Source organism: Pseudonocardia sp. (assembly GCF_050246655.1).
Classification (GTDB): Bacteria; Actinomycetota; Actinomycetes; order Mycobacteriales; family Pseudonocardiaceae; genus Pseudonocardia.
On the sequence record NZ_JBFWVQ010000041.1, the window covers coordinates 1 to 26,404 of the forward strand.

22 protein-coding genes are annotated in these 26,404 nt (G+C 72.7%); 14 read left to right on the forward strand and 8 right to left on the reverse strand.

Features of this window, described 5'->3' with window-relative positions; genetic code table 11:
• Positions 1–1,226: putative PEP-binding protein (locus AB7J25_RS15110; RefSeq protein ID WP_428509388.1), on the forward strand; the 1,226-nt coding region annotated here is incomplete at its 5' end.
• Positions 1,227–1,318: 92 nt separating this feature from the next.
• On the opposite strand, the gene AB7J25_RS15115 is transcribed toward AB7J25_RS15110, so the two are convergent.
• From AB7J25_RS15115 to AB7J25_RS15130, 4 genes are read right to left on the reverse strand one after another with little or no spacing between them, the layout of a single operon-like run.
• Positions 1,319–2,473 carry an ABC transporter substrate-binding protein gene (locus AB7J25_RS15115; RefSeq protein ID WP_428509390.1) on the reverse strand — a complete coding sequence of 385 codons (1,155 nt, stop codon included), beginning with the start codon at positions 2,471–2,473 and terminating at the stop codon, positions 1,319–1,321.
• Positions 2,473–3,303 (reverse strand): ABC transporter permease, encoded by an 831-nt coding sequence (locus AB7J25_RS15120; RefSeq protein ID WP_428509392.1) that lies wholly within the window; start codon positions 3,301–3,303, stop codon positions 2,473–2,475. The genes AB7J25_RS15115 and AB7J25_RS15120 overlap by 1 nt, the downstream gene beginning before the upstream one ends.
• Positions 3,300–4,229: an ABC transporter ATP-binding protein gene (locus tag AB7J25_RS15125; protein WP_428509394.1), complete on the reverse strand. Its 930-nt coding sequence runs from the start codon at positions 4,227–4,229 to the stop codon at positions 3,300–3,302. Before AB7J25_RS15125 ends, AB7J25_RS15120 begins: the two co-directional genes overlap by 4 nt.
• Positions 4,226–5,062, reverse strand: a complete 837-nt coding sequence (locus AB7J25_RS15130) for an ABC transporter permease (protein WP_428509396.1) — start codon at positions 5,060–5,062, stop codon at positions 4,226–4,228. Before AB7J25_RS15130 ends, AB7J25_RS15125 begins: the two co-directional genes overlap by 4 nt.
• 335 nt (positions 5,063–5,397) lie before the next feature.
• Here AB7J25_RS15130 and AB7J25_RS15135 point away from each other — a divergent pair, with 335 nt between their 5' ends.
• The 4 genes from AB7J25_RS15135 to AB7J25_RS15150 are packed head-to-tail and all read left to right on the forward strand — an operon-like array spanning position 5,398 to position 9,995.
• Complete coding sequence (locus tag AB7J25_RS15135; RefSeq protein WP_428509398.1) at positions 5,398–6,252, forward strand: nitrilase-related carbon-nitrogen hydrolase; 855 nt, start codon at positions 5,398–5,400, stop codon at positions 6,250–6,252.
• Entirely contained in the window at positions 6,252–7,556 is a 1,305-nt protein-coding gene (locus AB7J25_RS15140) for an aspartate aminotransferase family protein (protein ID WP_428509400.1), read from the forward strand. The genes AB7J25_RS15135 and AB7J25_RS15140 overlap by 1 nt, the downstream gene beginning before the upstream one ends.
• Entirely contained in the window at positions 7,553–8,944 is a 1,392-nt protein-coding gene (gene hydA, locus AB7J25_RS15145; protein WP_428509402.1) for a dihydropyrimidinase, read from the forward strand. The genes AB7J25_RS15140 and hydA overlap by 4 nt, the downstream gene beginning before the upstream one ends.
• A 37-nt stretch (positions 8,945–8,981) precedes the next feature.
• Positions 8,982–9,995, forward strand: a complete 1,014-nt coding sequence (locus AB7J25_RS15150) for a TIGR03842 family LLM class F420-dependent oxidoreductase (RefSeq protein ID WP_428509466.1) — start codon at positions 8,982–8,984, stop codon at positions 9,993–9,995.
• Between the two features lie 115 nt (positions 9,996–10,110).
• Here the strand turns inward: AB7J25_RS15150 and AB7J25_RS15155 are convergent, their stop codons facing one another.
• Positions 10,111–10,623 carry a cupin domain-containing protein gene (locus AB7J25_RS15155; RefSeq protein WP_428509404.1) on the reverse strand — a complete coding sequence of 171 codons (513 nt, stop codon included), beginning with the start codon at positions 10,621–10,623 and terminating at the stop codon, positions 10,111–10,113.
• Positions 10,624–10,730: 107 nt separating this feature from the next.
• Positions 10,731–12,242 (reverse strand): hypothetical protein, encoded by a 1,512-nt coding sequence (locus AB7J25_RS15160; protein ID WP_428509406.1) that lies wholly within the window; start codon positions 12,240–12,242, stop codon positions 10,731–10,733.
• A 534-nt stretch (positions 12,243–12,776) separates the two neighbouring features.
• On the opposite strand from AB7J25_RS15160, the gene AB7J25_RS15165 reads away from it, so the two are divergent.
• Entirely contained in the window at positions 12,777–14,513 is a 1,737-nt protein-coding gene (locus AB7J25_RS15165; RefSeq protein WP_428509408.1) for an L-lactate permease, read from the forward strand.
• A 7-nt stretch (positions 14,514–14,520) separates the two neighbouring features.
• Here AB7J25_RS15165 and betT read toward each other — a convergent pair whose 3' ends face one another.
• On the reverse strand, positions 14,521–16,608 hold the full coding sequence (gene betT, locus AB7J25_RS15170; RefSeq protein ID WP_428509410.1) for a choline BCCT transporter BetT: 2,088 nt from the start codon (positions 16,606–16,608) through the stop codon (positions 14,521–14,523).
• A 226-nt stretch (positions 16,609–16,834) separates the two neighbouring features.
• Here betT and AB7J25_RS15175 point away from each other — a divergent pair, with 226 nt between their 5' ends.
• The 8 genes from AB7J25_RS15175 (at position 16,835) to AB7J25_RS15210 (ending at position 25,163) form a co-directional block, all read left to right on the forward strand.
• The gene (locus AB7J25_RS15175; RefSeq protein ID WP_428509468.1) at positions 16,835–17,242 is read left to right on the forward strand and encodes a YccF domain-containing protein; all 408 of its coding nucleotides are present in this window, start codon (positions 16,835–16,837) and stop codon (positions 17,240–17,242) included.
• A 70-nt stretch (positions 17,243–17,312) separates the two neighbouring features.
• Entirely contained in the window at positions 17,313–18,695 is a 1,383-nt protein-coding gene (locus AB7J25_RS15180; RefSeq protein ID WP_428509412.1) for an FAD-binding oxidoreductase, read from the forward strand.
• The gene (locus AB7J25_RS15185; protein ID WP_428509414.1) at positions 18,692–19,876 is read left to right on the forward strand and encodes a (Fe-S)-binding protein; all 1,185 of its coding nucleotides are present in this window, start codon (positions 18,692–18,694) and stop codon (positions 19,874–19,876) included. The genes AB7J25_RS15180 and AB7J25_RS15185 overlap by 4 nt, the downstream gene beginning before the upstream one ends.
• Before the next feature lie 240 nt (positions 19,877–20,116).
• Positions 20,117–20,656, forward strand: coding sequence for a 2,4'-dihydroxyacetophenone dioxygenase family protein (locus AB7J25_RS15190; RefSeq protein ID WP_428509416.1), 540 nt, complete (start codon positions 20,117–20,119; stop codon positions 20,654–20,656).
• A 151-nt stretch (positions 20,657–20,807) separates the two neighbouring features.
• The gene (locus AB7J25_RS15195; RefSeq protein ID WP_428509418.1) at positions 20,808–21,353 is read left to right on the forward strand and encodes an MFS transporter; all 546 of its coding nucleotides are present in this window, start codon (positions 20,808–20,810) and stop codon (positions 21,351–21,353) included.
• On the forward strand, positions 21,353–22,195 hold the full coding sequence (locus AB7J25_RS15200) for an MFS transporter (RefSeq protein WP_428509420.1): 843 nt from the start codon (positions 21,353–21,355) through the stop codon (positions 22,193–22,195). The genes AB7J25_RS15195 and AB7J25_RS15200 overlap by 1 nt, the downstream gene beginning before the upstream one ends.
• A complete protein-coding gene (locus tag AB7J25_RS15205; RefSeq protein WP_428509422.1) occupies positions 22,192–22,614 on the forward strand; it encodes an SRPBCC family protein in 423 nt (140 codons plus the stop codon). The genes AB7J25_RS15200 and AB7J25_RS15205 overlap by 4 nt, the downstream gene beginning before the upstream one ends.
• Positions 22,615–22,826: 212 nt before the next feature.
• Positions 22,827–25,163, forward strand: a complete 2,337-nt coding sequence (locus AB7J25_RS15210) for an ATP-binding protein (protein ID WP_428509424.1) — start codon at positions 22,827–22,829, stop codon at positions 25,161–25,163.
• A gap of 15 nt (positions 25,164–25,178) precedes the next feature.
• On the opposite strand, the gene AB7J25_RS15215 is transcribed toward AB7J25_RS15210, so the two are convergent.
• A complete protein-coding gene (locus AB7J25_RS15215; protein ID WP_428509426.1) occupies positions 25,179–26,396 on the reverse strand; it encodes an MFS transporter in 1,218 nt (405 codons plus the stop codon).
• Positions 26,397–26,404: the final 8 nt, after the last annotated feature.

Genomic DNA, 26,404 nt, shown 5'->3' on the forward strand with positions numbered 1-26,404 from the left:
AGGGCGACATGATCTCGATCGACGGGACGACGGGCGAGGTGTTCCTCGGCGAGGTGCCCGTCGTCGCCTCGCCGGTCGTGGAGTACTTCGAGGGCAGGCTCGACCCGATGTCGTCCGAGGCGGACGACCTGGTGCGCGCGGTGCACCGGGTGATGGAGCACGCGGACTCCCAGCGCAGGCTCCGGGTCCGCGCGAACGCCGACACCGCCGAGGACGCCGCCCGTTCCCGGCGGTTCGGCGCGGAGGGCATCGGGCTGTGCCGCACCGAGCACATGTTCCTGGGTGAGCGGCGCCGTTACGTCGAGCAGCTCGTGCTCGCGGACACCGACGAGGAGCGCGAGGCGGCGCTGGCCGAGCTGCTGCCGCTGCAGCGCACGGACTTCACCGAGATCTTCGCCGCCAAGGACGGGCTGCCGGTGACGATCCGGCTGCTGGACCCGCCGCTGCACGAGTTCCTGCCCGATCTCACCGAACTCTCGGTGCGGGTGGCGGTCGCGAAGGAACGCGGCGAGCCGAGCCCCGAGGACGAGAAGCTGCTCGCGGCGGTGCAGCGGCTGCACGAGCAGAACCCCATGCTGGGGTTGCGCGGGGTGCGGCTCGGGATCGTGGTGCCGGGCCTGTTCGCGATGCAGGTCCGCGCGATCGCCCAGGCCGCGGCGGCGCTGCGCGCGCAGGGCGTGGACGTGCAGCCCGAGATCATGGTGCCGCTCGTCGGGGCAGTGCAGGAGCTGCAGGCGATCGTCGAGGAGATCGACGTCGTCCTCGCCGACGAGTCCGAGAAGGCGGGTGTCGAGCTGGACGCGCTGGTGGGGACGATGATCGAGTTGCCACGGGCGGCGCTCACGGCGGGGCAGATCGCGGAGGCCGCGGAGTTCTTCTCCTTCGGCACCAACGACCTGACCCAGACGACGTGGGGCTTCTCCCGCGACGACGTGGAGGGCTCGTTCTTCACCAACTACCTGCAGCGCGGCGTGTTCGGGGTGTCGCCGTTCGAGTCGCTCGACGTCGACGGGGTCGGGCGGCTCATCACGATCGCCGCCGAGGAGGGCCGGGCGACCCGCCCGGACCTCAAGCTCGGCATCTGCGGCGAGCACGGCGGCGACCCCGACTCGGTGCACTTCTTCCACCACGCGGGGCTGGACTACGTGTCGTGCTCGCCGTTCCGGGTGCCGGTGGCGCGGCTGGAGGCCGGGCGCGCGGCGCTGGGGGTGGGCGAGCCGGACTGACCGCGGTCACTGACCGTCGAGAACGACGTTGCGCTGATCAACAGGGCCGATCTGGCTGCACAACGTCGTTCTCGACGGGGTCGCCGGGCCGGTCAGTTCCCGCCGGGGTTCAGCGTGACCGTCTGCGGCGCGTACGACGCGCCGACCACGTCCACGCCCTCGGCCTTGAGCATCTCGACGGCCTTCGTGACGTAGTCGTTCGAGTACGCCTGCGCGTCCGGGTCCTTCGTGAGCACCGTCTGGCCGTCGGCGTTCACGGCGGTGCGCGCGACGCTCACGGTCTGCGCCCACAGGGCCGGGTCGATCGTGCCGGCACCGGCGGCGGGCGAGGGCCAGATCAGCTTGTTGACCTCGTTGACCTGCCACAGCTGGTGGCTCGCGCCGAGCTTCGAGCCCGCCCGCACGACGATGTCGCGGCAGGCCTCGACATTGTCGCGGCAGTACGCCCAGCCCTTGAGCGACGCGGCGATGAACCGGACCGTCTGGTCGGCGTAGGCGGGGTCGGAGAGCTTCTCGGTGTTGGCCCAGATGGCGTCCTGCAGCATCGCGGTGCCGTCGGTGTTCCAGTCCACGACGGAGAAGTCCGACGGCTGGTAGAGCTGCCCGGTCGCCGGGTTGGTCGCCTCCAGGACCTGCGCGTACTCGTTGTAGGACATCGCCTGCGCGGCGTCGATCTCGCCGGAGAGCAGCGCCTGCATGTCGAACTGCTGCTGCACCAGCGTGACGTCGGCGGGCGTGAGACCCGCCTTGGTCATGCCCGCGAACAGCTCGAACTCGTTGCCGAAGCCCCAGTTGCCGATCTTCTTGCCGGCGAACTGCGCCGGCGAGGTGATGCCCTTGTCGGCGAAGGACACCTGCCGGGTGCCGGAGCGCTGGAAGACCTGCGCGACGTCGGTGATCCCCGCGCCCTGCTCGCGCGACGCGAGTGCCTTGGGCACCCACGCGATCGCGTAGTCGGCCTGGCCCTGGGCCAGCACCGTCTGCGGGACGATGTCGACGCCACCCTCCTTGATGGTGACGTCGAGCCCCTTCTCGGAGTAGTAGCCCTGGTCGATCGCGGCGAAGTAGCCGGCGAACTGGCCCTGGGTGAACCACTGCAGCTGCAGCGTCACCTTCTGCGGCGCACCGGGGGCGGCCGACGTGGCGCCGCCGGAGGCCTGCTGGCCTGCGGGCGTGGTCGAGCAGGCAGCAAGGAGGGCGCCTGCCCCGATCGCCGCGGCGATCGCTCTACCGATCCGACAACTCATCAGCCACCTCCGGGGCGGTTGCGCGTCACGAGCCGCTCGGCGAGCAGCCCGGCGAGGAAGAACAACAGCCCCAGCACGATCGAGGCTGCGACGAATGCCCACGCGCGGGCGTAGGCGGTGTTGGCCGCGGCGGCGGTGATGCGGCTGCCGAGCCCGTTCTGCAGGCCGCCGAAGTACTCGGCGACGATCGCGGCGACGACGGCGGCGGGTGCGGCCAGCCGCAGCCCCGTCATGACGAAGGGGACGGCGCCGGGCAGCCGCACGAACCGCGTGTACTGGCGGCGGGTGGCGGCGAGCGACACCATCAACTCGTCGTGCACGGGCCGGACCTGACGCAGCCCGCGCGCCGTCGAGACGAACACCGGCACCACCACGACGACGGCCACGACGAGCCGGCGCGGGATCTCGGTGGTCGAGCCGAACATCGTGGTGAACACCGGGGCGAGCGCGACGATAGGGACCGCGCTCGCCGCGAGCACCACCGGGGTGACCAGGTCGGACACCACCCGGAAGCCCGCCGCGAGGATCGCGAGCAGCACCCCGGCGACGAACCCCACGACGAGCCCCACCAGGGCGTTCCCGCCGGTGACGGCGGCGGTCTGCAGGATCACCGGGAACTGGGCGACGATCTGCTCCGCGATCGCCGACGGAGTCGGCAGCAGGAACGTGGGCACGTCGCCGAACCGCACGACCAGCTCCCACACGACGAGCAGGCCGAGCCCGAACACGATCGGAGCGACGACCGCAGAGGCCCCCCGGGAGCGGCGCGCCGGCCCGGGCACCGCCCCGATCCCGCCCGCCGCGATCTCCACGGAGCCCGGGCTGCTCACCGGCCCGACCCGCCGTCCGTGCCGTCGGGTGCGCCCTCGGATCCACCGTCGGGTGCGCCGTCGGGTGCGCCCTCGGGTCCGACGTCGGGTGCGGCTCCCTTGCGCAGTGCCTCCCGCACGGCCGTCACCGCCTCGAAGAACGCCGGGGTCTCGCGGACGTCCTCGACCGTGTCGACGACCCTGTCCACAGCCCTGTCGACGGCCCTGTCCACGGCCCTCTCGACGGCCCTGTCCGGGTCCGCCCCCACGGCACGGGGCCGCCGCCCCTCGATGATCGCCGTGATCCGCCCCGGCCGCGGCGACATCACGACGACCCGGTCGGAGAGCACCACCGCCTCGGGGATGGAGTGGGTCACGAACAGCACCGCGGCGCCGGTCTCCCCGGCGATCCGCAGCAGCTCGGCCTGCATCCGCTCGCGCGTCATCTCGTCCAGCGCCCCGAACGGCTCGTCCATGAGCAGCAGGCCTGGCCGCGGCGCGAGCGCCCGCGCGATCGCGACCCGCTGCTGCATGCCCCCGGAGAGCCCGGCCGGGCGGGCGTCGGCGAAGTCGGCGAGCCCGACCATCGCGAGGAGCTCCTCCGCGCGCCTGCGCCGCTGCGCCTTGCCGACACCGTGGATCTGCAGCGGCAGCTCGACGTTCTGCGCGACCGTCCGCCAGTCCAGCAGCCCGGCCTGCTGGAAGGCGATGCCGTACTCCTGGTCCAGGCGGGCCTGCCGCGCGCTCCTGCCCGCGACCTCCACGACCCCGGCAGTGGGCTGCTCGAGGTCCGCGACCACCCGCAGGAGCGTCGACTTGCCGCAGCCCGACGGTCCGATCAGCGAGACGAACTCCCCCGGCGCGACCGAGAGGTCGATCCCGTCCAGCGCGTGGACCGCGCCGAAGCGCTTGTCGACCCCGTCGAGGTGGACCGCCGGGGCGCTCACGCCGTGCTCCCCCGGTAGCGGCGCAGCCCGACCTCGGCGATCCCGACGAGGCCTGCTGCCACGAGGCCCAGGGCGGCGGCGCCGAGGATCGCGGCGTACATCTGCGACGGATCGCCGGTGGCGGACTGCGCGTACTCGATGATCAGCCGGCCGATCCCGCCGCGGGTGCCGGTGGAGATCTCCGCGACGATCGCGCCGACGACCGCGGCGGCCGCCGCCAGGCGTACGGCCGGGAGCAGGTGCGGGACGGACGCCGGCAGGCGCAGCCGCAGGAGCGTCGTCCACCAGCCGGCCGCGAGGCTCTCGAACAGCTCGACGTCGGCAGGCTGCGGCGAGGTGAGACCGCGCAGCATCCCGACAGCGATCGGGAAGAACGCGAGGTAGGACGAGATCACCATGACGCTGGCCCACGGCTCCCACGCCCATCCCCCGATGGCGATCTTGCCGCCCCAGCCCACGACCAGCGGCGCGATCGCGATCAGCGGGACGGTCTGCGACGCGACCACGTAGGGCAGCATCGCCTTCTCGGCGACGGAGAACCGCACCATGACCAGGGCGAGCAGCACCCCGCCGATCCCGCCGAGCACGAGCCCACCCAGCGCGAGACCGAGGGTGAACAGCGCTCCGGAGGCGACCGCGGCACCGACCGTGCGCGGGTCCGCCGCGCCCGCGACCTCGGGCTGGAAGAGCTGGGCGAGCACCGTCCAGACGTGCGGCATCGCGGCGTCGTCCGTGCGCGGGAGGACCCGGACGCCGCCGACGGTCACGCCGCCGTCGGGGAGCACGAGCTTCGTGAGCTCCCACGCCGCGACGAGCAGGGCGAACGCGGCCACGGCCCATCCGACCGAGCGCAGGGTCGAGGGGCGCGTCGACGGGCGGGTCGAGCTCCGCCGCCGGCTCGTCCCCATCCGCTCCCCCTCTCCCGCCCGGTCCTTGCGCCGGGCGATCGACGATCCTGAGAGGCTGGCATGGCGGTGGCGTGTCCGACAGGTGTCCCGGGCGTCACCTTGCGCTGAGCGGGTCACGACTCGGCAACGGCGTCACGGCTCCGATACGCCCCGTACACCCCACGTGAGCGGCCCCGGGGTCCCGATCATCCGACCCCTTGCGCGGTACGGCCTCCCGAGACGAAGGTGGTCCGCTCGGACGTGAACGAAGGGGGTGGCGCATGACCGGCTCACCGGCGCGGACCGTGCGGGCCGCGATCCTGCAGGCGAAGTGGACCGGCGACACCGCGTCCATGATCGAGGTGCATGAGTCCCATGCCCGCGCGGCCGCGGAGCAGGGCGCACAGATCATGGGGTTCCAGGAGGTCTTCAACTCGCCGTACTTCTGCCAGGTGCAGGACGCCGAGCACTACGCCTGGGCCGAGCCCGTCCCGGACGGGCCGACCGTGCAGCGCATGCGCGCGCTCGCCCGCGAGACCGGCATGGTCCTGGTCGTCCCGGTCTTCGAGATCGAGAGCGCGGGCAACTACTACAACACGGCCGCGGTGATCGACGCGGACGGCACGGTGCTCGGCAAGTACCGCAAGCACCACATCCCGCAGGTCAAGGGCTTCTGGGAGAAGTTCTACTTCCGTCCGGGCAATCTCGGCTGGCCGGTGTTCGAGACGGCGGTGGGCACGATCGGCGTCTACATCTGCTACGACCGGCACTTCCCGGAGGGCTGGCGCGCGCTGGGCCTCGCGGGCGCGGAGATCGTGTTCAACCCGAGCGCGACGAGCCGCGGGCTCTCGTCCTACCTGTGGAAGCTGGAGCAGCCGGCCGCCGCCGTCGCGAACGAGTACTTCATCGCGGCGATCAACCGCGTCGGCGTGGAGGAGTACGGCGACGACGACTTCTACGGCACCAGCTACTTCGTCGATCCGCGCGGGCAGTTCGTCGGCGAGGTGGGCTCGGCCCACGACGAGGAGCTGATCGTCCGCGACCTGGATCTCGGGATGATCGAGGAGGTCCGCCAGCAGTGGGCCTTCTACCGGGACCGGCGCCCGGACGCGTACGGGCCACTGGTGGAGCGCTGATGAACCTCTACGAACGCACGCAGGCCGTCCTGCCGAGCTGGCTCGCGATCTACTACGACGAGCCGATCGAGCTCACCCACGGCACCGGCCGCCATGTGTGGGACGCCGACGGCAACCGCTACCTGGATTTCTTCGGCGGCATCCTCACCACGATGACCGAGCACGCGCTGCCCGCGGTCACCGAGGCAGTCGCGGCGCAGGCCGCGAAGATCATCCACTCGTCCACGCTGTACCTGAACCGGCCGATGGTGGACCTGTGCGAAGAAATCGCAGCGATCGCGGCGATACCGGACGCCAAGGTCTTCCTCACCACCAGCGGCACCGAGGCCAACGACGCGGCGCTGCTGCTCGCGAGCGCCCGCAACGGCGCGAACCAGGTGCTGGCGATGCGCAACAGCTACCACGGCCGCTCGTTCTCGACGGTCGGGATCACGGGCAACAGCGCCTGGTCGCCGACGTCGCTCTCGCCGTTCCAGACCTTCTACGTCCACGGTGGGCAGCGCTACCGCTCGCCGTTCGCGCACCTGCCGGACGACGAGTTCGTCGCCGCCTGCGTCGCGGACCTGCGCGACGTGCTCGACCAGACCGGCGGCCCGATCGCGGCGCTGATCGCCGAGCCGATCCAGGGCGTCGGCGGGTTCACCTCCGGGCCGGACGGGCTGCTCGGCGCGTTCGCGGAGGTGCTGCGGGAGCGCGACATCCTGTGGATCTCCGACGAGGTGCAGACGGGCTGGGGGCGCACCGGTGAGCACTTCTGGGGCTGGCAGGCCCACTGTGCCGATCATCCCGGCGTGACCCCCGACATCGTCACGTTCGCCAAGGGCGTCGGCAACGGGCTCTCGATGGGCGGGGTGATCGCGCCCGCGTCGATCATGGACAACCTGCCCGCCAACTCCATCTCGACCTTCGGCGGCAGCCCCATCACCTCGGCCGGGGCCCTGGCGAACCTGCGCCACCTGCGCGAGCACGACCTGCAGGGCAACGTCGCGAAGGTCGGGCCGATCCTCCTGGACGGGCTCAGGGCGCTCCGGGACGACGGCACCGCACCCGCGGTCGGCGACGTCCGGGGCAAGGGCCTGATGATCGGCGTCGAGCTCGTCGAGCCCGCGTCGGGAACGCCGGGACGCCCGGCGCCGAAGACCGCCAACGCCGCGCTGGAGGGCTGCCGCGAACGCCGGCTGCTCATCGGCAAGGGCGGCCTGCACGGCAACGTCCTGCGCATCGCCCCGCCGCTCTCGCTCACCACCGACGAGGCCCACGAGGGGCTCGCGGTCCTCTCCGACGTTCTCCGGGAGGTCTCATGACCAGGCTCGCCATCCGGGGCGGCACCGTCATCACCGCGGCGGACGAGGTCGTTGCCGACGTTCTCGTCGACGGCGAGCGGGTCGTCGCGGTCGCCACACCGGGCTCGGTCCCGTTCGCCGCGGACACCGAGATCGACGCGACGGGCCGCTACGTCATCCCCGGCGGCGTCGACGCGCACACGCACATGGAGCTCCCCTTCGGGGGCACGTTCGCCTCGGACACGTTCGAGACCGGCACCCGCGCCGCGGCCTGGGGCGGCACGACGACGATCATCGACTTCGGCGTCCAGCAGATGGGCGGCTCACTGCGCGCGGGGCTCGACGCCTGGCAGGAGAAGGCCGCCGGGCAGTGCGCGATCGACTACGGGTTCCACATGATCGTCGCCGACGTCAACGACGGCACGCTCAAGGAGATGGAGGCGCTGACCGGCGAGGGTGTCACGAGCTTCAAGATGTTCATGGCCTATCCGGGGGTCTTCTACTCCGACGACGGCCAGATCCTGCGCGCGATGCAGAAGGCGGGCGACACCGGCGCGCTGATCATGATGCACGCGGAGAACGGCATCGCGATCGACGTGCTCATCGCGCAGTCGCTCGCCCGCGGCCGGACGGACCCCCGCTACCACGGCGAGGTGCGCCACGCCCTCCTGGAGGCCGAGGCCACCCACCGCGCGATCCAGCTGGCCCGGGTGGCGGGCGCGCCGCTCTACATCGTGCACCTGTCCGCGCAGGAGGCCCTGGCGGAGGTCGCGAAGGCCCGCGAGATGGGCCTCAACGCGTTCGCCGAGACCTGCCCGCAGTATCTGTTCCTCACCGTCGAGGACCTGGCGAGGCCGGACTTCGAGGGCGCCAAGTACGTCTGCTCGACGCCGCTGCGCCCGCTCGAACACCAGGCGGCGCTGTGGCGGGGGCTGCGCAACGACGATCTCTCGGTGATCTCCACCGACCACTGCCCGTTCTGCTTCAAGGGACAGAAGGAGCTGGGGCTCGGCGACTTCTCCAAGATCCCCAACGGCCTGCCGGGCGTCGAGACCCGGATGGACCTGCTGCACCAGGCCGTCGTGGACGGGCACATCTCGCGCCGGCGCTGGATCGAGATCGCCTGCGCCACCCCGGCCCGGATGTTCGGGCTCTACCCGCGCAAGGGCACGATCGCGCCGGGTTCCGACGCCGACATCGTGATCTACGACCCGGCCGCCACCCAGGTGCACTCGGCGGCCACGCACCACATGAACGTCGACTACTCCTGCTACGAGGGGCGCACCACCACCGGCAAGGTGCGCACCGTGCTTTCCCGCGGGCGGATCGTCGTGGACGGCGACGGCTACCTCGGCTCGGCCGGGCACGGGCGGTACCTGACCCGTGACACGTGCCAGTACCTGCGGTGACCGGGAGCTGACCGACAGTGATCGACCAGTGATCGACATGGACATCGGGCTCGTCCTGCAGACCGACCCGCCCGCACAGACGGTCGTCGACCTCATGGTGCGCGCGGAGGAGCTGGGGTTCAGCCACGGCTGGACCTTCGACTCCCACGTCCTGTGGCAGGAGCCGTTCGTCATCTACAGCCGCATCCTGGAGCGGACGTCGCGGCTGGTCGTCGGCCCGATGGTGACCAACCCCGGCACCCGGGACTGGACGGTGCTCGCGTCGCTGTTCGCGACCCTGGACGACATGTTCGGGCCGCGGACGGTCTGCGGCATCGGGCGCGGGGACTCGGCGATGCGGGTGCAGGGCCGGCCGCCGACGACGCTCGCGCGGATGGAGTCCGCGATCGACGTCATCCGCGGGCTGACGGCGGGTCGCGCGGTCGACCTCGGGGGCACCGAGGTGCGGATCCCGTGGATCCGGGAGGGCACGCCGGCCGTCCCGATCTGGGTGGCGGGGTACGGGCCGAAGGCGCTCGCGCTGGCCGGGCGGTGCGCGGACGGGTTCGTGCTGCAGCTCGCCGACCCGTACCTGGTCGAGTGGACGGTCAAGACCGTCCGTGCCGCCGCGGCGGAGGCGGGCCGGGACCCCGACGCGATCACGATGTGCGTGGCCGCGCCCGCGTACGTCACGCAGGACCTGCCCCACGCCCGGGAGCAGACGCGCTGGTTCGGCGGCATGGTCGGCAACCACGTCGCCGATCTCGTCACGCGCTACGGCGAGTCCTCCGCCGCGGTACCCGCCGAGCTCACCGGCTACATCAGGGATCGCGAGGGCTACGACTACTCCCACCACGGCAAGGCCGGGAACCGCTCCACGGACTTCGTCCCGGACGAGGTCGTGGACCGGTTCTGCCTGCTCGGACCGCCCGCGGCGCAGCGGGACCGGCTCGCGGAGCTCGCGTCGCTCGGGGTGGACCAGTTCGCGATCTACGCGATGCACGACGGCCGGGAGGCGACGATCGAGGCGTACGGGGCGGAGATCATCGGCGAGGTCACCGGGCGGGCGTGATCACCGGTCACCCCGGCCCCCCGAACCGACGTGATCACTGGTCACCCCGGCCCCGCGAGTTCCGCATCTCACCGCCGCGAGTTGCGCATCTCATCAGGCCGGGATGCGGGTCCCGTCAGGTTCGGGTCAGCTCGCTGATCCGGGCTTCCGCCGCCGGATAGGCGGCGGTCAGGGTGGCGCGGTCGCCGAGGGTGAACATCGCCCAGTCGAACGGCGGCGCGACCGTCGTACTCACGAGCGTCCAGGCGCCGTCCGGGGACGAGCCCTGCCAGGTCCCGGCCGGGACGGCGACCTGCGGCCGCTGCCCAGCCTCGACGTCCGGGCCGAGCACGACCTCCTCGAGCCTGCCACCGGTCGCGCGAGCGTGCACTCCGTCATGTTCTGACCTGCCGGGGTGCACGCTCGGCGCGGGATCCGGGTGCAGGAGCAGGAGCAGGAGCGGGCTCCCGGCGTGCCAGTGGTAGAGCTCGGCCGACGTCAGCCGGTGCAGCGCGGAGAACTCCGGGGCCACGAGCAGGTAGTGGATCGCCGAGGAGTGGGCGTCGGCGAAGGTACGGCGGAAGCGGCCGCCTTCCCGGGGCAGTGGCTCCAGGCCGAGCAGGACGGCGAGACGTTCGGGGTCGGTCACCGGCCCACCCTGCCCGCAGCGAGCGACACCCCCGTCCGCGAGGTGTGGACGAGGGCCGCTCGTACCGATCGAGACGCAGCGGCGCCCGGCGGAGGGCGGCGGCGCGGTCAGAACGGCAGCGCCGCGCCGAAGAGCCCCGCGACCTCGTCGGCCCAGCCGAGGATCTCCAGCCCGGACGTCACGTTGCGCGGCGGCGTCATGAGCAGGGTGTCGCGGCGGACCAGCCGCGCCATGTCCACCCGCACCGGCGCCGGCCGCACGGACCCGTCCACGTGGTGGAACTCCACCCCGGCGCGCTCCATCACCGTGATCAGCTCCTGGGCCAGCAACCCGTAGCCGACGGTCGTCGGGTGCACGCCGTCGAGGGAGAACAGCCCGCCGGTGGCGCGCCGCCCGTCCGCGGTCGTGGTGAGGAACCGGACGTCCGGGGGCGGTTTCAGCGCGGCCAGCTCGGGCGGCAGCGCGTAGGGCGTCCACCATGCCGGGCGCGCGGCCGGGTCCTCCACGTAGCGGCGCACGGCGAGCCGATCCAGCAGCGTGGCGACGTCACAGACGTACCAGTCCAGGCCGTCGGTACGGGCGGCGGCGACGGTGGCGACGATGTCGTCGTTGTAGGCGTCGACCGCGGCGTCGACGTCGTGGGCCTCGGCCCCGGTGAGATGGCGGTGGCGGTGGGGGTCGAACTCGTCGTCGGCGATCCAGGGGCGGGCGTAGTGCTCGAAGTACCGCGAGCCCGCCGGCTTGACGCCGACGCCGCGGGCGAACGGGGCGATCGTCACGTGCGGCACGGTGCACCACACGACATGGCGCGCCCGCACCCGGCGCACCTGCGCCGCCACCAGCGCGAGCTCGGCGCGGAAGTGCTCCGGGCGCCACACCGTGTAGCCCGCCTTCCCCGTGAGGGAGTCGTGGCTCTCACCGCTCCACGCGACGCGCAGGTTGGTGACCGCACCGAGGGCGTTGTTCGACCCGAGGGCGACGACGAGCGTCTCCACGCCGTGGGACGCGTTCCCCTCCGCTCCCAGGGCGGCTGCCGTGTCGAACACCGTCCCCGCCCGTTGGACGGCCGTCGAGTTGGGCAGCACCCGCAGCGCGGCCCGTGCCCCGTGGTCCGAGACGAGCTGGTTGACGAGGTCGTCGCGCGGCGGCCGCACGGCGGCGAGCTCGGTGTCCGCGGTCCGCTCCAGCGCGTCGCGCAGATCCCAGCCGTAGACGGCGAGCAGGTGCCGCGGCGGCGCCACCACCGGGTGCCCGGAGCCGTGCCCGCGCTCCCAGTAGTCCTCGACCTCGTCCATGCACTGGCGCAGGGTGAACAGCGCCTGCGGGACCTCCCACCAGTCCACCCGCACGCCGTAGCGCTCGTCGAGGGTGCGCAGGAGGCGCTCGATGTTGAGCGGAATGCCGCCGACTCCGGGGTAGCTCGGCACGTGCAGGCCGTCCCAACCCAGCTCGTGGGCCACGATCGCGGGGTAGGAGAGCGTGGTCTGGAAGACGGCGCCGCTGGCGAACCCCTGGGTGACGGAGTCGCCGATCGCGACGAGGCGGTGCGGCGGGGAGCCGGTGCGGTCGACATCCACCGCGATGCCGAGGGTCGGGTCGGTGACGGGCTGGGTGGCCACGGCCGCCGATCGTGGCAGAAGCACCGGCCGCCGCGGTGGGCGGGGAACCGGGCGCGGGCCGAGGCGGGCCCCGCCCCTGGGGGGTGGGACGCGTGCACCGCCTCGGCCCGCTGGACGCGCGCGCCCGGAGGGGGTCCGGCGGGCACGTCCTGTCCTGACCTCGCCTTGGAGACCTGCGGCGTTACGCCGTAGATCCAGACGGAACGAGGGCGTCCACTTGCGACGGATCGGGATCTGGTCGCGGAGGGTACACCGGTGACGACAACGGGTACCAACGACCGCGACCGAACCGTGCACCGTGCGGCGGGTCACCGTGCGATCCGTGGCGCGGGTCGCGCGCCTCACCGGACGGACCGCACGTCCGAACTGGTCCGGGCCGCCGCGGTCCGGGGCCCGCACGCCCGGCCCCGGACCGGCGGAGCCGCCGCGTGCGGCCCGGGGGTGGCACGGCGCCCCCCGCGTGTGACGCAACTCTCGAACGGGTACCTGCCAGCCGTCCGCGTCCGTCCACCGTCAGATACCTCAGAGGCATCCGTGTTCTCCCAGCAGCTCGCCCCGCTCGGCAGCCTGACCCTCTCCGCGCTCGTGGGTCTCCTTCCGCTGGTCGCGATCTTCGTGACCCTGGGGGTGCTGCGCTGGAGGGCCCACTGGGCGGGGCTCGCCTCGCTCGGCGTCGCGATCGTCGTCGCGGTACTGGCGTTCGGGATGCCGATGCCGCTCGCGCTGCTCTCGGCCACCGAGGGCGCGTGGTTCGGCCTGTTCCCGATCATGTGGATCGTCTTCGCCGCGATCTGGCTCTACCAGCTCACGGTGGTGAGCGGCCGGTTCGAGGACCTGCGGGCGGCGTTCGGCCTCATCTCGGACGACCCGCGGGTGCAGGCGATCATCATCGCGTTCTGCTTCGGCGGCCTGCTGGAGGCGCTCGCCGGGTTCGGTGCCCCCGTGGCGATCACCGGCGTCATGCTCATGGCACTGGGGTTCTCCGCGATCCGGGCCGCCGTCGTCGTGCTGCTGGCCAACACCGCACCGGTCGCGTTCGGCGCCATCGCCACCCCGATCATCACAGCGGGGACACTGACGGGGATCCCGTACCAGGAGATCGGCGCGTACGTCGGGCGCCAGACCCCGCTGCTCGCGTTCCTCGTCCCGCTGCTGCTGGTGCTGCTCGTCGACGGGTGGCGCGGGGTGCGCCAGACCTGGCCGGTGGCGATCACGGTCGGGATCGTGTTCGCGGTCGCGCAGTTCGTCTCCGCCAACTACCTGTCCGTGGAGCTGACCGACATCGTCGCCGCGCTCGCCGGCCTCGCCGCGGCCGTCGTCGTGCTGAAGGTGTGGACCCCCAGCGGCGGCGAGGAGGCCCAGGAGCGACTGCGCGGCGAGCACGAGGCGGAGGTCCGGCGCTCGGCTCCGGCACCCCGGAACGGCCCGGACGGCCCAGACGGCCCGGACGGCGCGAAGCGCGCGGACGCCCCGATGGGCTCCGGCCGCACCGCGACCGGCACCCTCACCGAGCGCGAGCTCACCCGCGGGCGGCTCGTCATGGCGTTCCTGCCGTACCTGATCGTCATCGTCGTGTTCTCGCTGGCGAAGCTGGTCCCGCCGCTGTCGGCCGCGCTCACCGCGAGCGACGTGAAGATCCCGTGGCCCGGCCTGGACGGCAACGTCCTGTCGCCGTCGGGTGAGCCCATCTCGTCCACCGTCTACAACTTCCAGTGGCTCTCCTCCCCCGGCACCCTGCTCCTGATCTGCGGCTTCCTGGTGGCCCTCGTCTACCGCGTACCGCTCACGCGAGCGGTGCGGGAGCTGGGTGCGACGGCGTACCGGCTGCGGTTCGCGTTCTTCACCGTCGCGGCGGTGCTCGCGCTCGCCTACGTGATGAACCAGTCCGGCCAGACCACCACCATCGGCACCTGGATCGCCGGCACCGGCGCGGTGTTCGCGCTGTTCTCCCCGCTCCTCGGGTGGCTCGGCACCGCCGTCACGGGCTCGGACACCTCGGCCAACGCGCTCTTCGCGACCCTGCAGCAGACGGCCGCGGAGAAGGCGGGACTCGACCCGACGCTGCTCGTCGCCGCCAACACCTCCGGCGGCGTGGTCGGCAAGATGATCAGCCCGCAGAACCTGACGATCGCCGCCACCGCCGTCGGCCTGGCCGGCAGCGAGGGCGACCTCTTCCGCCGGACGATCGGCTGGAGCATCGGGTTGATCGTCGTGCTGTGCCTGCTCGTGTACCTGCAGTCGACGCCGGTCCTGGGGTGGATGCTGCCCTGACGGTGGCCTACCGGGTCGGCACCGGCTGGCTCAGCCGCAGGAACTCCCGGTAGCGCTCGTACTGGTCGAGCACGTCACCGATGATCTGGCCGGAGCTGTAGCCCATGATGTCGTAGCCCTGCCCGCCGCTGCTCAGATGCACCTCGAGCCGTCCGTAGTAGTCGTCGCCGCGGCGGGCCCGGCCCGCATAGGTGGGCACCGCCACGGCCTCGCGGTGCACCGCGTAGGTGAACGGCGGGGTGGCGCCGTCGGTCCCGGCGTCGTCTCCGTCGTCACCGCCGATCGTCAGCGTCACGCACGGCGCGCCGCTCTCCTCGTCGACCGACTCGACGACGGCGACCTCGCCCACGCCGATCTCGGCGCCGCCGGACCGGACCTCCTCCGCCACCTCCTCCAGGGCGGCCCGCACCGTCCCGCGCAGGTACTCGTCGGCCTGGGCGAGCGTCGGGAACGCGAGTGCCCGGCTCAGCCGCGCGCGCCAGGTGTTCGCGTTGTGGGCCTCGCTGCGGCTGGAGAGCGTCGCGGGAAGCGCCGCGAGCGCGCCGTCGGTGCGCGCCCCCTCCGTCCGCAGCGAGCGAAGCAGCCCGAACATCACCGCCACCATGACGAACGCGAACGGCAGGCCCATGATGACCGTCGCGCTCTGCAGCGCGGGGATGCCGCCCACCCCGAGCACCGCGACGGTCAGCGCACCGGTGGCCACCGCCCAGAACACCCGCGGGGCGCTCGCCGCGTCCTGGCGGGGGTCGGGCAGGCGCGAGGTCAGGTTCGCCATCACCAGCGCCGCGGAGTCCGCCGAGGTGATGTAGAACAGCAGCGCCGTCGCCGTCGCCAGGATCGCGACGGGCACGAACGCCGGGTACTGCTGCAGGAGCACGTAGAAGCCCCGCTCCGGCTCGTCGATCGTGGCCAGGCCGAACCCCTCGTCGCCGCCGCGGATGAGTTCGAGCGCGGCGTTGCCGTAGATCGTGATCCACATCAGGATGTAGGTGAACGGGATGATGAGCACCCCGGCGACGAACTGCCGCAGCGTCCGGCCCCGTGAGATCCGCGCGAGGAAGAGCCCCACGAACGACGCCCAGGCGATCCACCACGCCCAGAAGAAGAGCGTCCAGTCGCTCATCCAGGTCCCGGTGTCCTCGTAGGGGAACGTCTGCAGCACCATCTCCGGGAACAGCCTCAGGAAGTCGCCGATGTTGAGCACGAGGGCGTTGAGCAGGTACTCGGTCTTTCCGGCGACCAGCACCCAGATCGACAGGGCCACGGCCAGCAGGACGTTCAGCTCGGAGAGCAGCTTGATGCCCTTGTCGACGCCGGAGACCGCCGACAGCGTCGCCACCGTGACCCCGACGACGATCAGGGCGATCTGGGCGGCGGTACCCGTCGGGATGCCGAGGGTGACCTCGAGGCCGACGTTGATCATCACGACCCCGATGCCCAGCGAGGTCGCGACCCCGAAGATCGTGCCCAGCACGGCGGCCAGGTCCACCGCATCGCCCACCGGCCCCTCGATGCGCCGGCCCAGGAGCGGGTAGAGCGCGGACCGGATGGCCAGCGGCAGCCGCATGCGGTAGGCGAAGTAGCCCAGCGCCATCCCCATCAGCGCGTACATCGCCCAGCCGCTGATGCCGTAGTGGAACAGCGACCACGCGATCGCCTCCCGCGCCGCGTCGACCGTCTGCGGATCGCCGCTCGGTGGCGCCATGTAGTGGGTGACCGGCTCGGCGACGGCGAAGAACATCAGGTCCGTCCCGATGCCCGCGGCGAAGAGCATCGACGCCCAGGCCATCGTGCTGAACTCCGGGCGCGCGTGGTCCGGCCCGATCCGGATGTTGCCGTAGCGGGACAGCGCGATGCCGACGACGAAGACGAGAGCCGCGGCCGCGAGCAGGACGTAGAACCAGCCGAACCACCGCGACGTCCAGCCGACGACGACGCCCAGCACCCCCGAGGCCTGGTCGGGGAAGATCATGGCCCACAGCGCGACCAGCACCGTGCCCGCGGCCGACCCGACGAACACGACCTTGTTGAGCTTCGGCTTCGGCAGGCCGGTGACCGCGAAGTCGGAGGCGGGGCCGCTGTGCGGCTGTGTCATCGATGCACCCTTCGTCCGTCACCGGACGACATCGGCCGGTGGTGGCTCCTCACCCGGGGCCCGCGCCCGCCGCTGCTGCGGGGTGCGGATGACCATGGTGATTGCACCATAACGGCTACGCGGCGTGACCGATACGCTCGCGAGTTCCCCTGGCGGACGCCCGGCTGGCCGGATCATCGACACGATGTCGATGCGGCGAGCGCCCGAACCCGGCAGGATCACCTGCGTGCGCACGCTGCTCAACATCATCTGGCTGGTGCTGTCCGGGTTCTGGCTCGCGCTGGGTTACGCCGCCGCGGGCATCGTCGCGTTCATTCTGATCATCACGATCCCGTTCGGGATCGCGGCGTTCCGGATCGCCGGGTACGCCCTGTGGCCCTTCGGGCGCTCGGTCGTGCGCGAGCCGACCGCCGGGGTCGCGTCCCTGATCGGCAACGTCCTGTGGATCATCCTGTTCGGCTGGTGGCTCGCGCTGGCGCACCTGACGACGGGGATCGCGCTGTGCCTGACCATCATCGGGATCCCGCTCGGCCTCGCGAACTTCAAGCTCATCCCCGTGTCGCTGCTCCCGCTCGGCGCGCGCATCGTGGACAGCGACCAGGTCGCGCCCGGGGACCGCCTGTTCTCGTCCTGACCCGTCTCAATCCGGGACGGCCGCTCCCCCCACGCCCGGGGGAGGATGGGACGCGACGGGGAGGTCGGTCATGAGCCTGGATCGCGGCGTGGTCGCGGAGCTGGAAGCGATCGTCGGCGCCGAGCACGTGCGGACCGCCCCCGGTGACGTCGAGCCGTACACCCGCGACGCCACCCCGGTGTTCCGGGGCGTTCCGGAGGCGGTCGTGTTCCCGCGCACGGCCGAGGAGGTGGCGGCCGTCCTGCGGCTGGCGACCCGGCACCACATCCCGGTGACCCCGCGCGGGGCGGGCTCGAACCTGTGCGCCGCAACGGTCGCCGAGCACGGCGGCATCGTCCTCGTCCTCACCCGGATGGACACGATCCTGGAGATCTCCCCGGACGAGCTGCTCGCCCGGGTCGAGGCCGGGGTGTCGACGGCCGCGCTCGCGGAGGCGGCGGCGGCGCAGGGGCTGCTCTACGCCCCGGACCCGGGCAGCCGCACGGTCTCGACCGTCGGCGGCAACGTCGCCACCTGCGCGGGCGGGCTGCGCGGGCTCAAGTACGGCGTCACCCGCAACTACGTCCTCGGCGCCACGGCCGTGCTCCCCACCGGCGAGGTGATCCGCACGGGCGGGCGCCTGTGGAAGGACGTCGCGGGCTACGACCTCACCCGCCTGCTCACCGGCTCCGAGGGCACGCTCGGCGTGCTCACCGAGCTGACGGTGGCGCTGCTGCCGATGCCCGCAACCACCGGCACCGGCGTGGCGTACTTCGGCGGCCTCGCGGACGCAGGGCGCGCCGTTTCGGCGATCATCTCCGACGGCATCGTCCCGGCCACGCTGGAGTTCCTGGACGCCAAGTGCATCGGCGCGGTCGAGGAGTACGCGCACCTGGGCCTGCGCAGCGACGCAGGCGCCCTGCTGCTCTTCGGCGACGACGGTCCACCGGACGTCGTCGAACGCAACCTGGAGAGGATCGGCGAGCGCGCCAGCGCGACGGGCGCCCTGGAGGTCACCCTCGCCGAGAGCATCGCCCGCTCCGAGGCCCTGCTCGCCGCCCGCCGCTGCGCGCTGCCCGCACTCTCCCGCCTCGGCACGCTCACCGTGCTGGAGGACGCGACGGTCCCGCGGCCGCGGATCGCGGAGATGGTGGACCGCATCGACGAGATCGCCGAGCGCCACGACGTCCCGATGGCCACGTTCGGGCACGCCGGGGATGGCAACCTGCACCCCACGTCGGTGGTGGACCAGCGCGACGAGGCCGCGATCGGGCGCGTCCACAAGGCCTTCGGCGACATCTTCGCCGCCGCGATCCAGCTGGACGGCACCATCACCGGCGAGCACGGGGTGGGTGCGGCGAAGCGCGATTACCTCGAAGCCCGCCTGGGATCGGACCAGCTCGCACTCCTGCGCCGGATCAAGGCCGCGTTCGACCCGGCCGGGATCCTCAACCCGGGAAAGCTGGGCTCGTGACGGATCGGGAGATCTTCGACCACGACCTGCTGGACCGCTGCATCTCCTGCGGCTTCTGCCTGCCCGCCTGCCCCACCTACGCCCTCACCCGGGACGAGGCGTCGTCCCCGCGCGGGCGGATCACGCTCATGCGCGCGCTGGAGACCGGCACGCTCGACGCCGACGACGACCGGTTGCGCGCCGAGTCGTCGTTCTGCCTGGGCTGCCGGGCGTGCGAGCCGGTGTGCCCGGCGGGCGTGCAGTACGGGCAGCTCCTGGAGCAGTGGCGCGACCACCAGTGGCGCGGCAGGCGCCGTCCCCCGCTGGTGCAGGTGCTGCTGCGGGTCGCCGAGCGCACGCCGCTGCTGCGACTGATGGGGGCGGTCCGCCGCCCCGCGCGCACCCCGGCGTCCCCGGGGGGCCCGTCGCTCATGCTCGGCTGCTTCGAGCGCGCCCTCTACCCCGGGGTGAGCCGGTCGGTGCGGCGGGTGCTGCCGGACGTCGCGGTGCCCGCGGACCAGGGGTGCTGCGGGGCGCTGCACGCGCACAACGGCGAGTCGGCGCGGGGCCACGCCCTCGCGGAGCGGCTCGGCGAGGAGCTCCCCGGGGTGATCGTCACGACGGCCGGGGGCTGCGCCGCGCACCTCGCGTCGGTGCTGGGGACCGAGCGGGTGCAGGAGCTCTCGGACCACCTCGTGCGCAGGGGAGCCGTCCCCCGCGGCGAGGTCAGGGTGGACGGCCGCCGTGCCCGCGTCGCGATCCAGGACTCCTGCCACCTGCGCAACGGCCTCGGCGTCTCCGCCCAGCCGCGGGAGCTGATCGCGGCCGTTGCCGAGTTCGTCGCCGTCCCCGGGGACGGCGGCTGCTGCGGCTCCGCGGGCACCTACTCGCTGCTGCGGCCCCGCGACGCCCGCCGCGTCGTCACGCCCAAGCTGGACGCGCTGGAGGCGGCCGGGGTGGACTACGTCGTCGCGGTGAACCCGGGTTGCCTGCGCCAGCTCCAGGCCGGGCTCGCCCGGCGCGGCAGCGCGATCCGCGCGGTGCACCTGGCGGACCTGCTCGCCGCCGCGGCGGGCGGGAAGCGCCTGCCGCGGGGGGTGCCGCTCACCGCCCGCGCGGCGGGCCGGGCCCGGCGGCTGGTGGCCGGGACGGTCGCGGCGGCCGGTCGGAACCCGGATCGTCCCCACCGGCCGAGCCCGTGATCACCGTGGCCGCGAACGGCCCATGTGGGCAAGCCGCGAACGGCCCATTCGGGCAATAGGTCTTCCCGTACGGGCCGTTCGCTCGGGTGGGGGCGGCGGGTGACGCAGCGCCGGCGCCCCCGGACAGGTATGCGAACGGGTAGTTCGGCCGTCTCGCCACGACGGGTCCGTTGCGAGTCTCGATCGCGGGTTCGCCGCGGTGCCCGCACCTTCAACGACGAGACGGTTGGGACGACGACCATGCCGAACGAGACGCCGAACACACCGAACGACATCACCCGCTTCCGCGCAGCAGGCGTGCCCGCCGGGCCGCTGCCCGGCGCCGTCCGGGTCGACACCGAGGCCCTGAAGTGGACCGACTTCCCGGAGGGCAACGCCCGCTTCGTCCTGCTCAGCATCGACCCGACCAGCGGCGGTTGGACGGGCATCCTCAAGTTCCCGCCCGGGCAGAAGATCCAGATGCACCATCACGCCGGCGGCGTCGAGGTCTACAACATCAGCGGTGACTGGTCCTACACCGAGGGCGGGATGGGCCCCGGCTACTACATGTACGAGCCGGCGGGGGTCATCCACGAGCCGCAGATCGAGTCCGAGGTGACCATGTTCGTCGTCGTCCGCGGCTCGATCGTCTACTTCGACGACGACGGCAACTTCGAGAGCTTCATGGACGCGCACATGCTCTACACGCTGGTGAAGAACAACGGTGCCGCCGACCACCTCAAGCACTTCGACGCGCTGATGGTCGAGCGGCCGCTCGCCGCCGTGCAGCACACGTCCTAGATCCCCTCCGGCCACGCCCGGCCCGGGAGTGGCGTGACCCGGACGAGCGGGGCGAGCACCGACAGTGCCGCCCCGCTCGCCGCAGTGCATTCCCGCAGTGCCTTTCCCACTGCCTTCCGCAGTGCCACGAGGATCAACCCAGGAGGACTCCGTGACGACCGATACGCGCACGGAAGGAACCGGCGAACCGCCACCCACCTCGGCAGGCGGAGGTGGGGCCAGGGTCGGTGTCATCACCGCCCTGGTCACGTTCGGCGGTCTCGTCTTCGGCTACGACACCGGCATCATCTCCGGCGCGCTGCTGTTCATCCAGCCGGAGTTCGACCTGACGGCGCTCGCCCAGGGCGTCGTCGTGAGCTCGCTCTTCGCCGGCGCCATGGTCGGCGCCGCGTCGTCGGGCTACCTGACCGACCGGTGGGGCAGGCGCCCGATGATGGGCGTCGGCTCGGTGGTCTTCATCGCGTCGTCCCTGCTGGGGGCGGTCGCGGGCAGCGCGACCACGCTGACGGCCAGCCGCGTCGTGCTGGGCCTCGCGGTCGGCGTCATGTGCATGACGGTTCCGGTCTACCTCTCCGAGATCGCCCCGGCCCGCCGCCGCGGGGCGCTCGGCGTGCTGTTCCAGGTCGCGATCACCGCCGGGATCGTGCTGGCCTATGTGGTCACTACCTGCTCTCCGGCTCGGGCAACTGGCGGCTGATGATCGCGCTGGGCGCCGTGCCCGCCCTGATCCTCGGCATCGGCCTGTTCGGCATGCCGGAGAGCCCGCGCTGGCTGGTCGGGAGGGGCAGGGTCGACGACGCCCGGCGCGTGCTGCGGCAGCTGCGGCCCACCGCCGAGGCGGACGCGGAGCTGGAGTCGATCCGGGCGACGGTCTCCCTGCGCAGCCTCGGGCTGCGCGGCCTGTTCCAGCCCGCGCTGCGGCCCGCCCTCGTGATCGGCGTCGGACTGGCGCTCTTCGGCCAGTTCACCGGCGTGACGACGGTGGTCTACTTCGCGCCGACGACCTTCACCGCGGCCGGGTTCGAGACCGGAGCGGCGCTGGTCGGGACGTTCGGCATCGGCATCCTGCTCCTGCTCGCGACGATCCTCGGCGTGTTCCTGGTGGACCGGGTCGGCCGCAGGCCGCTGCTCCTGGTCGGCCTGCCGGGGATGGCGATCAGCCTCGCCGTGATCGGCGCGATGTACCTGCTGCCCGACCTCTCGGGTGCGCCGGCGCTGACGATCGTGCTGATGACCGCGACCTACATCATGTTCTTCGCGGTCAGCCTCGGCGTGGTCGCGTGGGTGGTGCCGCCGGAGATCTTCCCGCTGGCCGCCCGCGGCGCCGCGAACGGCATGTGCACGATGGTCCTGTGGGCGGGCAACTTCACGGTCACACTCACCTTCCTGCCCATGGTCGAGGCGTTCGGCGCCGCGGTGACGTTCGGGATCCTCGCTGCGATCACCGTGATCGCGTTCGTGTTCGTCGTGGCCCTCGTGCCGGAGACCAAGGGCAAGTCGCTGGAGCAGCTCGAACGCGACCTGGTGATGGACCGGTGAGCGGGATCGTGTTCGCGACGCGGGAGATCGGCTCACCGCCGGACTTCGTGTGGGATGTGCTGCGGCGCGTCGACGACATCGCCGCGTGGATCCCCGTGGTCGCCTCCGCGCGGCTGGACGGCGACATCCGCCGGGTCGACTTCCACGACGGCGGCGGGGCCACCGAGCGGATCGTGGAGATCGACGACGATCAGCGCCGCTACACCTACGAGTACCTCGACGGCGTGCTACCGCTGGCGTTCTACCGCTCGACGCTCGCGGTGTCGACCGGCGACGGCGGGTCGACGGTGACCTGGCACGCGGAGTTCCGGGGCCGCACCGAGGACGACGAGGCCGCCCTGCAGGAGCAGCTCGGCGAGATCTACGCCGAGTCCCTGGACCGGCTCGCGCAGACGTGCGAAGGCAGACCGCCGGGCTGACCGGCACGCCCCCTCCGGGCCCCGACGGCGGAGCCGGTCACGACGACCGGCCCGCCGCCGGGGCCTTCGGCGTGTCACGGGACATCCGATGGCCCAGTCCCGCGGATCCGTTCGGACGACCGGTTCGGCCGGGACGGCCGGGTATGTTCGCCGGATTGGTGGGCGCGCGGCCGTCGCGGCGGCGCGGGTGGCCGGGACAACGAGGACACACGATGGTCGATGCCGATCCCGCGGACACCGTCGACGCGCGCAGTGGCACTCCCCGGCTCCCCCTGGAGCTCACGAGCTTCGTCGGCAGGCGTGCCGAGCTCCTGGAGGCCAAGGGGATGCTGTCGTCGCGGCGGCTCGTCACCCTCACCGGGATCGGCGGCGTCGGCAAGACCAGGCTCGCCCTGCGCATCGCCGGTGACGCCCGGAACCGGGGCGGCCCGGTGTGGATGGTCGAGCTCGGCGAGCTGCGCGACGGATCGCTGATCGTCGAGGTGGTGGCCGCGGCGCTGGGGCTGCGCCACCGCGCCCGCTCGCCGTTGGCGGGCCTCGCCGACCACATCGCCGAACAGCAGGCGCTCGTGGTCCTCGACAACTGCGAGCAGGTGATCGACGCGGTCGCCGCCCTGTCCCGCTACCTGCTGCGCCATTGCCCCGGCCTGCGCATCCTCGCCACCAGCCGCGAGGCCCTCGGCGTCGGCGGCGAGGCGGTGCTGCGGGTGGCCCCGCTGGAGCCGCCCGACCCGGAATCCCGGCTACGGGAGCTGCGCCGCTGCGACGCGATGACGCTCTTCGTGGACCGGGCCGCGGGGGTCGTGCCGCGGTTCGAGCTCACCGAGACGAACGCCTCGACCGTCGCCCGGATCTGCGCCCGGCTCGACGGCCTCCCGCTGGCGCTGGAGCTCGCCGCGGCGACGCTGCGGGTGATGTCACCCGAGCAGCTCCTGCAGCGGCTGTCGGACCGGTTCCGCCTGCTCACCCGCGGTGAGCGCGACGCGCCGACCCGTCAGCGGACGCTGCGCCTGTGCGTGGACTGGAGCCACACGCTGTGCACCCCGGTGGAGCAGCGTGCATGGGCTCGGCTCTCGACGTTCCCCGGGTCCTTCGACCTGGACGCGGCCGAACACGTCTGCGGCGGGGACGTCCCGGCGCACGAGCTGATCGACACGCTCGCCTCGCTGGTCGACAAGTCGATCCTGGTCCGCGAGCAGGTCGGGACCGTGGTGCGGTTCCGCCTGCTGGAGACCCTGCGCGTCTACGGCCGTGAGCGCGCCCGGGAGGCAGGCACCGCCGACGCGCAGCGACAGCGGCACCGGGACTGGTACGAGCAGCTCACGCTGCAGGCCGAGGCCGAGTGGATCGGGCCGTGCCAGCTGGACTGGATCGAGCGACTGGAGCGGGACCAGCCGAACCTGCGCGAGGCGCTCGAGTACGGCATGGCCCGCCACGAGCCGGGTTCCGATGCCGTGGTGCGCCTGGCCGCCGCGCTCTACCCGTTCTGGCTCTCGCGCGGCCGTCTCGGCGAGGGCAGGCGCTGGCTCGATCGGGCCCTCGACGCGGAGCCCGGCACCTCCACGGCACTGCGCGCGCGGGCGCTGTACCGGACGTGCGCGCTCGCCGGTCTGCAGGGCGACCAGCGGGCCCGGGCCGCGCACGCGGAGGCCGCGCTCGCTCTCGCCGCGCAGACCACGGACGCGCGGACGCAGGCATTCGCCGCCTACGCCGACGGTCTGCACGCCCTCTTCAGTGGCGACCTCCCCCGCGCGTGCACCCGGCTGGAGAGCGCGCACGGCGTGCTCGCCGAGCACGAGGACCGGTTCGACCAGGTGGGCGCGTTGATCACCCTCGGCTGGGCCTACGAGCTGCGCGGCGCGAGCGCGCAGGCCCTGACCTGCCACGAGCAGGCACTGGAGATCACCCGGGCCCGCGACGAGCTGCTGTACCGCTCCCACGGGCTGTGGGGCGCGGCGGTCGCGGTGTGGCGGCTCGGAGACGGCGCGCGGGCGACGCAGCTCATCCACGAGGCCCTGCGGCTCGTGTCGCGCCGGCAGGACCCGTTCGTCGCCGCGGTGTGCCTGGAGGCGCTCGGGTGGATCGCCGGTGCGGAAGGCGATCCGCGCCGCGCCGCCGTCCTGCTGGGGGCCGCCGAGGGACTCGGCAAGGGGATGGGCAGCTCCGCCGTGGTGTTCCCCGACATGCTCGTGTTGCACCGGCAGTGCGAGCAGCGCGCGCGCCGGGAACTGGGCGAGCGCGCCTTCGCCGCGGCGCTGACCGCCGGGCGTGGGATGGACGTCGGCGGGTCGGTGGACTACGCCCTCGGCACGAAGCCGGTGCCACGCACCCGCGGCTCGGGGCCCGCCTCGACCGAGCTCACCGAGCGGGAGGGCGAGGTCGCGGCCCTTGTCGCCGAGGGCCTCACCAACAAAGCCATCGCGGCCCGCCTCGTGATCTCGCAGCGCACGGCCCAGGGGCACGTCGAACGGATCCTGATCAAGCTCGGCTTCACCAGGCGCACCCAGATCGCGACGTGGGTCGTGGAGAGCCGCCACGAGCGGACGTGATCACCCGGCCCGCGGCTACCCGCTCGTGCGCTGTGCCCGCTGCCGCATGACGGTGCTCGTGTAGATCCCCGCCGCCGCGGCGGTGAGCGCGAGCAGCAGGTAGCCGGGGGTGTAGTCGCCGACCGTGCCGTAGACCGCGCCCATCACCAGCGGCGGGAAGAACCCCCCGAGGCCGCCCGCGGCGCCGACCACCCCGGTGACAGCACCGACCCGCTGCGGCGGGACGAGCAGGGCGACGAACGCGAACACCGCACCGGTCCCCGCGCCGAGCGCAGCGGCCATGCCGAGGAACGCGATGGTGTCCACCGGGATCAGGGGTGGTTCGAACGCCGCCACCACGGCGAGCACGGTCAGCGCGCCGTAGGCGACCACGAGGACCCGCACCGGCCCCACCCGGTCGGAGAGCCACCCGCCGACCGGGCGCATCGCCACCGCGAGCAGGACGAACCCTGCCGTCCGCAGCGCCGCGTCGGATCGGTCGAGGCCGTAGGCGGTGACCAGGTAGGTGGGCAGGTAGACGCTGAACGCGACGAACCCGCCGAAGGCGACCGCGTAGAGCAGCGAGAGCTCCCAGGTCTCGCGCAGCCGCAGGGTCGCGGCGAGCCTGCCGAGCATCGTCCCGGAGGGGACCGGCCGGTCCGGACGGTCGCGCAGCATCAGGTACGCGAGCACCGCGTAGATCACGAGCACGACCGCAACGAGGTCGAACGGGAACGACGGCCCGAACGCCTGGCTGAGCTGGACGGTGGAGAACGACGAGATCGCGGTGCCGCCCATGCCGGCGCCGAAGATCCCGAGCGCGAGGCCGCGCCGCTGCGGCGGGTACCAGGCGTTGACGAACGGGACCCCGATCGCGAAGGTCGTGCCCCCGAGGCCGAGGAAGAAGCCGCCCACCAGGTAGTCGGCCAGCGAGTCGGCGACGTGGCCGAGGTAGAGCACCGGCAGCACGGTGAGCAGGGCGACCGCGGGGAACATCCGCCGGGCACCGAGCCGGTCGGTCAGCGCGCCGACCGGGATCCGGCCGAGCGACCCGACGATGACCGGCACGGCCACCAGCAGCGACTGCTCGAACGAGGTCAGGGCGAGCTGCTCGCGCAGGCTCGCCCCCAGCGGGGACAGGAGTGCCCACGCCCAGAACGTCACGGTGAACCCGACGGTGGCCAGCGCCAGCATCGCTCCCGGCGAGCCCTGCCGCGTGACAGCCGCGACCCCACCTTCCGAGCGCGTCCCCATCGGCGTCC